The organism is Chitinophaga sp. GbtcB8, assembly GCF_019091455.1.
Classification (GTDB): domain Bacteria; phylum Bacteroidota; class Bacteroidia; order Chitinophagales; family Chitinophagaceae; genus Chitinophaga.
In genome coordinates this window covers 57,209-67,431 of record NZ_JAGXJN010000035.1, presented here as the reverse complement: position 1 = coordinate 67,431, position 10,223 = coordinate 57,209, and the positions used below count along the sequence as shown (strand labels likewise).

The following is a 10,223-nucleotide window of genomic DNA, read 5'->3' as shown; positions in this document are numbered from 1 at the left end:
AGGGAGGGGGGGGGGGGGGGGGGGGGGGGGGGGGGGGGGGGAGGGGGGGAGGGGCAACAACACCCCCCTCACCGGAGGGAGGTTGCTCTCCCTTCCCCCTTCCCGCCCTGGCTTTAATTTGCTCCTCGCAATGACGCGATTGATTGGTATATGAAAGCGGATAATCATTTAACTTAATTGTTTATTCAGGTGTTTTTTAATATTCACACTATTCCATTCGCATTTCGTAATTGATAATTCGTAATTTTAATAAAAGGGCTGCTATGAAGGTTTTAATCACAGGAAGTAACGGTTTATTAGGGCAACATCTGCTACCGCTTTTCGTACAGGATGAACAGTATGAAGTAATTGCGGCGTGCAGGGGCGTAAACCGCCTGCCGGTACAGAACGGCTATACGTACGAATCCGTGAACCTGCGCAATGCGGTAAGTGCCCAGCAGCTGCTGGAAAAACACCGGCCGGACATTGTTATTCATGCAGCTGCTATGACACAGGTAGATGAATGTGAGCGTAATAAGGATGCCTGCTGGGATACCAATGTAGCGGCTACACGCTACCTGATACAGGCTGCTGAAAAATACAACGCCCACTTCCTGTTCCTTTCCACTGACTTTATCTTTGACGGACTGGAAGGCCCTTATGCAGAGGATGCGCCGGCCAACCCGCTCAGCTACTACGGCTCCAGCAAAGTGGCGGCAGAGCGTTTGGTGAAGAACAGCAAGGTGCCCTGGGCCATTGTAAGAACAGTGCTGGTATATGGCACTGCTGTGGATATGCAGCGCAGCAACATTATTACCTGGGTAAAGAACAACCTGCAGCAGGGTAAAAAGATAAAGGTGGTGGATGACCAATGGCGCACGCCTACGCTGGTGCAGGACCTGGCCGAAGGTTGTAAGCTGGTGGCGGATAAACGCAGCACCGGTGTGTATCATATCTCCGGTAAGGAAATGCTGTCGCCTTACGAAATGGCGGTACAAACGGCGGAGTTCTTTAAGCTGGACCAGCGCCTGATTGAAAAGGTAAATGCGAAAACTTTTGTACAACCTGCCAAACGCCCGGCCAAAACAGGTTTTGTGATCGATAAAGCCGTGCAAGAGCTGGGCTACCAGCCGCATAGCTTTGCAGAGGGGCTGGAGATTGTGGCGAAAGAGATCAAATGATGTGCGGATAATTGAAGCGTAGCTATAAAATGAAAAGTGCAAATGGATCTGTCCATTTGCACTTTTTTTATTTTAGGATGTTTATGATCAGAACTCCAGATACACCTTCCCATTCTTACTTCCATAGGTATCCCTCACTTTCTTAATGTTGGCGGCAGTATCGGCGGCCAGGGAGCGGAAAGACATAGCCACCTTAAAGTTGGTGGAGTCGCGGGTACTGTACATGGCTACCTTCAGCCCAAAACCTTGTAACTGGCGGAACCTTTTTTCTGCAGCCGCCCGGCTGGGATAGGTTGCAAATACTACAAAGTACTGCAATGTATCAGTGGCGGCCGGTATGGCGGCGCTGGTATCTGTGGGCGTGGTTTCCGGTACCATGCTCATGGTATCCTGCGGGGTAGGCGGTATGGCATCCATATCCAGGGTGGCGGTACCGCCGCCATAAGACTGGTTGTCTATAAACCACCAGATGCCGGTGGCCAGCAATGCTGCGGCAATGGGAATGGCTATCCACCACCATTTAAAGCGGCTTTGCTGTTCTTCCAGCTCCCAGGGGGCAGGAGGATAAACAACCGGTTCCTGGGGAGTATGTGCTGCTACCACGGGTTCCGGTACAGGTGTATGTACCGGTGCTTCGTAATGCTGCGGTACCGGCTCCGGAACTGGTGTAGGCGGTGGTGGTGGTGGCGGCGTGTAGGCCGGCGGGGTATACGCAGGCTGCGGGGGCGGCTCATAAGCCGGGCTTTGCCAGGAGGGGGCATCCGGGCGGTACACCGGCTGCAGGTGCAGGGTGTCCGGTTTGCCGGGCAGGTTCTCCGGGTAAAAGTCAATATGCCCCAGCGCATCTGTTTGCAGGGTACCCAGGCCGGGTAAGGCCAGCGGCTGGCGGTTTTCCAGGGCTGCCTTCATGTCTGCAATGTACCTGTTCAGCTTTAGCTGGGCTACGGCTGGCACCAGGTTCTCTTTTAATGAGATCCATTCCAGGCAGGAGCCATCATCTGTCCACTGTTCATTAAAGAGCACCTGCTGACCCGGAGGGTCCAGGCTTCTATCCGATGTATTATACCGGGCAGGTAAGAACTGCAGTGTAAAGGTGCCGATCTCCGGCACGGTGCATGTATGCTGCCGGAAAAGTACATCCTGGATGTATTGTAATAATATCAAGGTACTATATGATTATTGCGCAAGTTTACAACTTAAAATTTAATCATTACTCCCCCCAGTATGTTAAAACCATAAGTTGGATACCCGTTCCAACGCTGGTAATGGGTATTAAACAGGTTATTGGCTGTTACCCATACATTAATATACTTGCCAATGTCGTAGTTGGCGCCGGCATTCAGGTCCCAGGCGCCCTTGGTTTTAGCGAAGTCCTTGTTAGCCAATTGATACCAGCTGCCGCTTAATGCATACAGGTTGGCATTCAGGTGCAGGTTCTTGCCAACAGTGTACTGTGCATACGCATTGGCCTGGAAAGGTATTAAGTGCCAGGGTTTTACCTCGGTATTCTGCTTGTTATAGTTATACCAGTCGCCGGTTAAACGCAGCTGGAACTTTTCTTCCTCTATGTACCCGATCTCTGCATGCAGCTGGAAAGCGCGCAGCTGGTCTTCGTTCCTGATATAGAATGTGTTACCTACAGTTGTATCGTTCACAAACAGGGGCATGTTGTACCAGGTAACGGCGGCAAACTTGGTGTTATAATTAATGTGGCTGCCCAGGGTGCCTTTAATACCGGTGTACTTTTCCTCCACCCGGGTATTCAGGATGCCCGGCGGGTACTGGCCTATGAAAGGGTTGTTATTGGCCAGGTTACGGAAGCTGTTCTTTTCAATGTAAGATACCCAGCCGCTGCTTAAGATCACTTTCTTACGGATCAGGTGCGATTCGTTCACGATGTCAGGCAGCAGGTAGAATTTGCTGTTGGTCCAGGTGGGGTTTACGCCTGCATGCAGGGTAAAGCCGGGTTTTATGATCTCTAAAGCCGGGTGAATGGCTACTACGTTATTATTGATCTGCTTCTGATCTCCTTCTTTAAAGGTGGAGAGATCAAACACGCCTTCTGCACGCAGGTAAAAATCTTCCAGCAGCTGTTTGCTTACCGGCGCATTTATTACTACCGTGTTTTCCTTACGGTCAAAGGCATCGGTAAAGATCATGAACTTGGCCCGGGGAGCTATCATCAGCGCCCAGTCATTCTGGGTGCGGTTCTTCAGCCCTACCTGTATGGTGCCCTGGTTAAAGGCCTGTTTTACATCACCCTTGGAAAAGTCATACAGCGTATGGTCGTACCCGTAATAGTGTATTACGTTACGGTCAAAACCTACGCTGCCATTGATCTCAAACAGGGGAGAGTAATAAGTGCCGGAGGCCAGTATATTCAGCGCGTTGTAGTCCTGGTTCTTGATGTTGCCTTTGGAGCCGGTGTAGCTGCCATACAGGCCAAAGTTATATTTCTCATTACGGCCGCTGCCCAAACCGGCCTGTATCAGCGGGGTTTGATAGTTGCCAAAACCTACTTTTACAAAGTTGTTCTGCAATGCGTTCAGCGAATCCTTCCCTAATGCCAGGGGCTTTAAGGGTACGGGCTGGTACATAAAATACAGGTTCAGGGCAGGTACCTGGTAGGCCATACGCGGGCGGGCGGTATCTACGCCCGGCAGGGCTGCCGTAAGGTTCAGCTTTGCTGCATCGCGCAGCTTGGGCTGGTAGGTAGAAATAATGTCAATGGTTTCCTGCTTCAGTGAATCCTGCGCTTGTGCAGGCTGCTGTAAAAAGAAACCGGCCATCATCCCTATTACTCCACACCTGCTTATATATTTAGTTTTACCGTTCATTTATGCGCTGTTTATATTTTATCATTTAAAACGCCTGTTAGCAGGGCGTTTTGCGTGTATTATATGTTATGGTCTGGTCCTGATCTTAGAGGCGGCTTTTTCTGCGGCTTCTACTTTTTCCAGCTTATCTTTTGCTTCCTGTTTCAGCTCCGGGATAGGGCAGTTCTCTGCCAGGCTCTGGAAAGTAGCTTTTGCATTAAAGTAATCTTTCTGCTGGGTGTATACATCGCCTAACAGTATGTAGGCTTTGGCTACCCAGGTGCCGTATGAGGGTGTGTTCTTGATCACATCAAAACCTGCTTTCTCCGCTGCATCCAGCTCATTTTTAGCCAGGTAACATACGCCGGTGTTGTAGCGGGCTTCTGCCCCGGTTTCTGATTTGGTAAGGCCGGCTACTGTTTTAAATTCGCTGATGGCTTCATCATATTTCTGCTGCTCCTGTTGCGCCCTGCCCAGGTAAAAGTGTGCGGCAATCTGGTCGTCGGTGCTAATGCTGGTGTTGGACAGCAGCAGCTCTGCATAGTTGCCTACCTCATCCCAGTGTTTTAGCTGGTAATTGCTGCGCAGCAGGCCGCGGGTGGCGGTCATGGTGTTTTCTTTGCTGGTGCTCAGGTCCTGCAGCTGCAGGTAGTAGGTGCGGGCCTTTTCATAATTCTTTACCTGGTAAAAGTTAATGTTGGCGGCCTGCAGGGCTGAACGCTCTGCATACAGGCTGTTGTTGCCGGAAAGAACAAACTCATAACCGGGTAAAGCGGTCGTATAGTCTTTGCTGTTATACGCGCATTCTGAGCGGTAAAAGTAAGCGGGCAGCAGGAACTGGCCATTCGGATACTTTTGTATATAGCTGTTAAAGGCTGGTATGGCGCCCGTGCAATCACCGCTGCTAAAGCGGGCTTCTGCGGCGGCATAGGCCAGTGAATCGGCTGCGGAGGCGGTTACCGTTCTACCGCTGGCTTTCAGCAGGGCCACATATTCATCTGTTTTACCCTGGCCTACATAAATATCCTTGATGCTTTGCAGGGCTTCATTGGCTTCTGCGGAGTTAGGATATTTCTCTACCACCTGGCGGTAGTAGGAGAGGGCTTTGCTATCATTATCCTTATTGAAATAACACAGGCCCAGCTTCAGCAATGCACGTGGTGCATTGGGGCCGTTGGGCTGCTTTTTCAGCACATTTTCCAGGTAGGGAATGGCTTCTGTATATTTTTCAGATGCGAGGTAAGTATTGGCAATCTCAAAATCAGCATCGTTCCCAAAGCTGGAGCTGGGGTATTGGTTGCCCAGCTGTTTTAACAGGGCCAGCTTTTCATTATACTTACCCTGTATACCCAGGATGATACTTTTCTGGTAGGTGGCATAATCTGCACCGGGATCTTTATTGGCAATCACACGGTCGTACAGCGCGGTGGCCCTGCCAAAATCCTTCAGCATGTAATAACAGTCGGCGCTACGCAGCAGCGCATCATTAGCAATACGGCCTGCATTGGGGCCGCTGGCTTTTTGGGCGGCTTCAAAATGCTGCAGGGCATGGGTATAATCTTCTTTCTTCAGCAGGCTGTAACCCATGTTATAGCTGGCTGTTTGCGCATTGGCTTCACCGGAGGCCGGTACGGCGCCGGTCAGATAGCTGTTCAGGTTAATGATGGCATTATCTGTACGCTGCTGGCGCAGGGCTATTTCTGCTTTCCAGAAATGCGCCAGCTGTTTAATATTATTATCGTAGGGATTTTTAATGGCTACATCCAGCAGGCGGTCGGCTTCTGCCAGCTGCTGATCGTTTATGAGCTGTGTGGCCCTGCCGTAGGATACGCGCTGGTAGGCCCGCAACACGGTGGGGTTTTTGTCAGGGATGGATTCTATAGTGGTGAGCGCATCCTTGTAGTTATTGGTGTTGGTGAACAGCTGCACCAGTATTTCCCGGGCTTCTTTGTTGTAAGATGATTGCGGGTATGTTTTTACAAAGTTGGAAAGCTCTGTGAGCGCTGCATCATTATAACCCAGCTCATACGACAGCTTGCCATAGTTAAAGCGGGATATTTCCTGCTGCTGCGGGTTTGAATTATTACGTGCGCCAAAGGCAAAGGCATTGCGTGCATTGGCCTTCTGGTTGGTACGCAGGTAACAGTCGCCCAGCAGGTACATGGAGTTTTGACCTAAAGAATCTTTTTCACTGCTTAGCTGTTTAAAACCGTTAATGGCTTTGTTGTAGTTGCCGGTTTGGTAGTAACAGTAAGAGAGCTGGTACACATCTTCCTTGCGCACCTCATCTGCATTATCCTGGTATTGCTGTAGGTAGGGCAGGGCTTTCTGATAATCTTTCTTTTCGAAGTAAGCCTGTCCCATGAGCTGTTTCAGCTCTGTATCATAGTAGATATTGCCTTTCTTTAATAGGGATTCGCCATATTTGATCACTTCTTCTTTTTTGCCCTGGAAGTAGTAGATCTCTGCTATGTAATAGGGCACGATACCGGCATATTTTGGCTCCTGCTCCACGCGTTTAAAGCTGGCCAGGGCTTCATTATACTGGCGGTTATTGTAGGCAATAAAACCGTAGTAGTAATTGGCGGGAATGTAATATTTACCCTCTATTTCCTTGATGGATGCAAACAGGGGCTGTGCTTTCTGAAAGTCTTTTACGTTGAAGTAACAGTAGGCAAGCTCAAATTTTGCATCCGCAATTTCGCTGTTGGAAAGGTTGTCGATATTAGCTTTCTCGTAATACGGGATGGCTTCCTGCAGCTGGTTGCGGTGAAAATAATATTTGGCTAACTGGTAGCTTACCAGCTGTTCGCGGGCATTGTTGTTGGCCCTTTGCAGGTATTGCAGCGTCAATTTTTCCGCGTCGGCCTGTTGCAGCTTTAATGCGCATACTGTGTAATAGTACTGTGCATCTGCTTTTACCAGGGAGCGGTTGGTTTCTTTGAAGTAATCAATATTTTGGATCACCTGCCGGAAAAGCTGCATGGATACGGCATATTTCTCTTGCTGAAATAGTTGCTGCGCGTCCTTGAAAACTTTATCAGGTTCGGTATAAATGCGTGTTTGTTGTGCCCGGGCGGCTGTGGGGGCCAGTATGCCAGTGGCGGCAAAGGCCAGGAGGGATATTAACAACTGTCCGGGAACCACGATCTTTCTTATAAACATGCTCTGGATTTATTAAAATAGTAGATGGCTTACCTGTTAAACGCACTTTCTCCCTGTATTGGTATTGACAACCAGTTGATTAATCAAAAATAACAGTTAGGAGAACGCGGCAAAAAACAGATAACCCAATAAACGCTGGATCAATGTCAGCAAATATAAAAGTTTAAACCTTTTTGCCGTTTAATGCTTTTCTAACAGTGATGTGGATAACTCTCAATCCCAGGCATAGGCCTATTGCGCTATCTTGCAAAGGAATTAAACTTAGCAAGAATTAAACCATTTTTACACCTATGAGAAGACTATTTTCTGCCACTTTTACCAATGGTACGGTACATTTTTCCCTGTTGTTACTGCGATTGGTGTTTGGGGGGTTAATGCTTACGCATGGCTGGCCTATGCTCATGAACTTTGCATCTCTTTCGCATAAGTTCGCTGATCCTTTACATGTGGGCCACACTGTTTCCCTGGGAATGGTTGTTTTTGCAGAGGTATTTTGCTCTGTGTTTATAATACTGGGATTGCTCACCCGCCTGGCGGCTATTCCACTGGTCGTTTGTATGAGTGTAGCGCTGTTCATGATCCATGCGCATGATACAATTGACGTGAAGGAAAAAGCAATCGCATTCCTTGCCGTATTTGTGGTGCTGCTGTTCTGCGGCCCTGGTAAAGTAAGTTTTGATAGTTTGATCGGGCGATAAGCGTAAAGCAGAAAGCATAAAGCGCAAAGCAAATTTGAGTAGCTTTGCGCTTTATGTTAAACAATATGGGAGGCTTTGTGCTTATGCTTTCAGCTTTCCGCTCAAAAAGAAAGTCATGTTCACATCCATTACTCAAATACGTGTGCGTTACGGGGAAACCGACCAGATGGGATATTTGTATTACGGTAACTATGCGTTATATTATGAGGTAGGCCGTGCAGAGGCGATCCGGGAGCTGGGATTTACCTACCGCCAGCTGGAAGAGCAGGGCATTATTATGCCGGTGGCAGAAATGAATGTTAAATACCTGCGCCCGGCTTTTTATGACGACCTGATAACTGTAAAGACCTCCCTGAGAGAGCTGCGTGCAGATCATAAGATCCAGTTCCACTCAGAGCTGTTCAATGAAAAAGGCGAGCTGCTGAATGTAGGTGTTACCACGCTGGTGTTCCTGCATACGGATACTAAACAGAAATCGCTGCTGCCGCTGCCGTTAAGGGAAAAGCTGGAACCGTTCTTTAATAAATAAATTCATAATAAAGGAAGTATCCTGAAGATCGCTTAAACGATGATACATTTCACCAGGGCCTTATGCAGGACCTGAAGCGCCCCAAAAAGCCAGCCGCTTTTTGGGGCTTTTTTATGGGTAAAAAGGATCAAGTGCGGTTACAAGAATAGTTGCCGGCCCGGCGCCCGGTGTTTAGGCCAAAGACCTGCGTATATGCTTTACTCAAACAGCTGCAGGATAGCTGACTACCGCTTAACCCCAATACCTTCATACCTGCGTATATGCCTTTACTTTATTCCTGCTGCTAAAACGGCCATGGATGGGCAATGTAGCTGCGATAGCTTATCTGCAACAGGTACTGCACAGCTATGCCTCTACCACCTGTGCCGGCCGGAACATAGGCTGAACATGGCCTGAACACGATCAGAGCACAAATGTAACACGGGTTTTTAAGGGGCCTGTAACTAGTTCATTACCAATCTATTGTGGGCATGATGTGGACTTGATGTGGACTTGATGCGGGGATGAGGTAGTTTAAACCAGGACCGCTTACCTGTTAGTGTGCTGAATATTTGCGATTTACATGCATTTCCTCCCTAATTTTGTTCCTTTATTCATAAAACCTTTACGCGTGGAAAAAGTAACAGCCAGCATTATTACCATTGGTGATGAACTACTGATAGGACAAACCATCGACACCAACTCTGCCTGGATGGCGCAGCAGCTGAATGGTATGGGTATATGGGTACAGCGCCGTGTAGCCGTAGGCGATATTAAGGAAGCTATCCTGGAAGCGCTGGATGAAGAAAGCGCCTCTGCCGATATTATACTGATCACCGGGGGCCTGGGACCCACGGCCGATGATATTACCAAACCCACGCTGCTGGAATATTTTGGCGGTACCATGGTGCAGCATGAGCCCACCTTACAACGCCTGATGCAGCTGTTTGAAAGCAGGGGCCTGCCCATATTACAGCGCAATATAGATCAGGCCCTGGTGCCGGATAGCTGCACCGTGTTAATGAACTTCCATGGCCTGGCGCCGGGTATGTGGTTTGAGAAGGGCGCTAAAGTATTTGTATCCATGCCCGGTGTACCGCATGAAATGAAGGGTATTATGACGGATCATGTGCTGCCCCGGCTGCAGGAGCAGTTTGATACCAAAGCCGTCCTGCATCAAACCCTGCTCACTTCCGGTATGGGCGAATCATTTGTAGCGGAAAAGCTGCTAACCTTTGAAGCGCAGCTGCCGGAACATATCAAGCTGGCTTATTTACCCAGCTACGGCCTGTTAAAGCTGCGGTTAACCGCGCACGGGGAAGACAAAGTATCTACCGCAGCAGAGCTGAAGCTGCGCTTCCAGGAAATGGAGGTTTTGCTGAAAGATATTGCGGTGTACGACGAGGATATTTCCATGGGCGAAGTGCTGGGCCGCTATTTAAAGGCTAAAGGCAAAACCGTGGGCACGGCAGAAAGCTGCACCGGTGGCTACATTGCGCATAATATTACGGCTGTAGCAGGCAGCTCTGCCTACTATAATGGCAGCGTGGTTACCTACAGCAATGCTATGAAAACAAAACTGCTGGGCGTAAAAGAAGCAACCCTGGCCGCCTATGGCGCTGTAAGCGAAGAAACCGTGCGCGAAATGGCGGCCGGCGCGCTGAAGGTATTGAACACAGATTATGCAATTGCGGTTTCCGGCATTATGGGCCCTGATGGCGGCACACCGGAAAAACCGGTAGGCACTGTATGGATAGCCGCAGGCAGCGCAGATAATATTGTAACCGTAAAATACCGCCTGATGTATGACCGGGAACGTAACATACAGATGACGGCTATTTATGCGATGAATGAGCTGAGGAAACTGATTTAATGT

General features: G+C 49.0%; 7 protein-coding genes. 4 read left to right on the top strand and 3 right to left on the bottom strand.

Annotated features, from left to right (window positions below):
* Positions 1-263: 263 nt before the first annotated feature.
* Positions 264-1,160 carry an SDR family oxidoreductase gene (locus KVT36_RS24710; protein ID WP_217606127.1) on the top strand — a complete coding sequence of 299 codons (897 nt, stop codon included), beginning with the start codon at positions 264-266 and terminating at the stop codon, positions 1,158-1,160.
* Between the two features lie 87 nt (positions 1,161-1,247).
* Here the strand turns inward: KVT36_RS24710 and KVT36_RS24705 are convergent, their stop codons facing one another.
* From KVT36_RS24705 to KVT36_RS24695, 3 genes are all read right to left on the bottom strand, one after another.
* Positions 1,248-2,324, bottom strand: coding sequence for a hypothetical protein (locus KVT36_RS24705; RefSeq protein WP_217606126.1), 1,077 nt, complete (start codon positions 2,322-2,324; stop codon positions 1,248-1,250).
* Between the two features lie 32 nt (positions 2,325-2,356).
* On the bottom strand, positions 2,357-3,997 hold the full coding sequence (locus KVT36_RS24700; protein ID WP_217606125.1) for a hypothetical protein: 1,641 nt from the start codon (positions 3,995-3,997) through the stop codon (positions 2,357-2,359).
* 66 nt (positions 3,998-4,063) lie between these two features.
* Positions 4,064-7,141, bottom strand: coding sequence for a tetratricopeptide repeat protein (locus KVT36_RS24695; protein ID WP_217606124.1), 3,078 nt, complete (start codon positions 7,139-7,141; stop codon positions 4,064-4,066).
* A gap of 290 nt (positions 7,142-7,431) precedes the next feature.
* Between KVT36_RS24695 and KVT36_RS24690 the strand changes: the two genes are divergently transcribed.
* The 3 genes from KVT36_RS24690 (at position 7,432) to KVT36_RS24680 (ending at position 10,220) form a co-directional block, all read left to right on the top strand.
* A complete protein-coding gene (locus tag KVT36_RS24690; protein WP_217606123.1) occupies positions 7,432-7,839 on the top strand; it encodes a DoxX family protein in 408 nt (135 codons plus the stop codon).
* A gap of 115 nt (positions 7,840-7,954) precedes the next feature.
* Positions 7,955-8,368, top strand: coding sequence for a thioesterase family protein (locus KVT36_RS24685; RefSeq protein ID WP_217606122.1), 414 nt, complete (start codon positions 7,955-7,957; stop codon positions 8,366-8,368).
* 610 nt (positions 8,369-8,978) lie between these two features.
* The gene (locus KVT36_RS24680) at positions 8,979-10,220 is read left to right on the top strand and encodes a CinA family nicotinamide mononucleotide deamidase-related protein (RefSeq protein WP_368670046.1); all 1,242 of its coding nucleotides are present in this window, start codon (positions 8,979-8,981) and stop codon (positions 10,218-10,220) included.
* Positions 10,221-10,223 lie beyond the last annotated feature (3 nt).

Excerpts from the sequence above, each read along its gene's own strand:
- KVT36_RS24690 (WP_217606123.1), top strand. The coding sequence starts at position 7,432 with ATGAGAAGACTATTTTCTGCCACTTTTACCAATGGTACGGTACATTTT.
- KVT36_RS24685 (WP_217606122.1), top strand. The coding sequence starts at position 7,955 with ATGTTCACATCCATTACTCAAATACGTGTGCGTTACGGGGAAACCGAC.
- KVT36_RS24700 (WP_217606125.1), bottom strand. The coding sequence starts at position 3,997 with ATGAACGGTAAAACTAAATATATAAGCAGGTGTGGAGTAATAGGGATG.
- KVT36_RS24695 (WP_217606124.1), bottom strand. The coding sequence starts at position 7,141 with ATGTTTATAAGAAAGATCGTGGTTCCCGGACAGTTGTTAATATCCCTC.
- KVT36_RS24710 (WP_217606127.1), top strand. The coding sequence starts at position 264 with ATGAAGGTTTTAATCACAGGAAGTAACGGTTTATTAGGGCAACATCTG.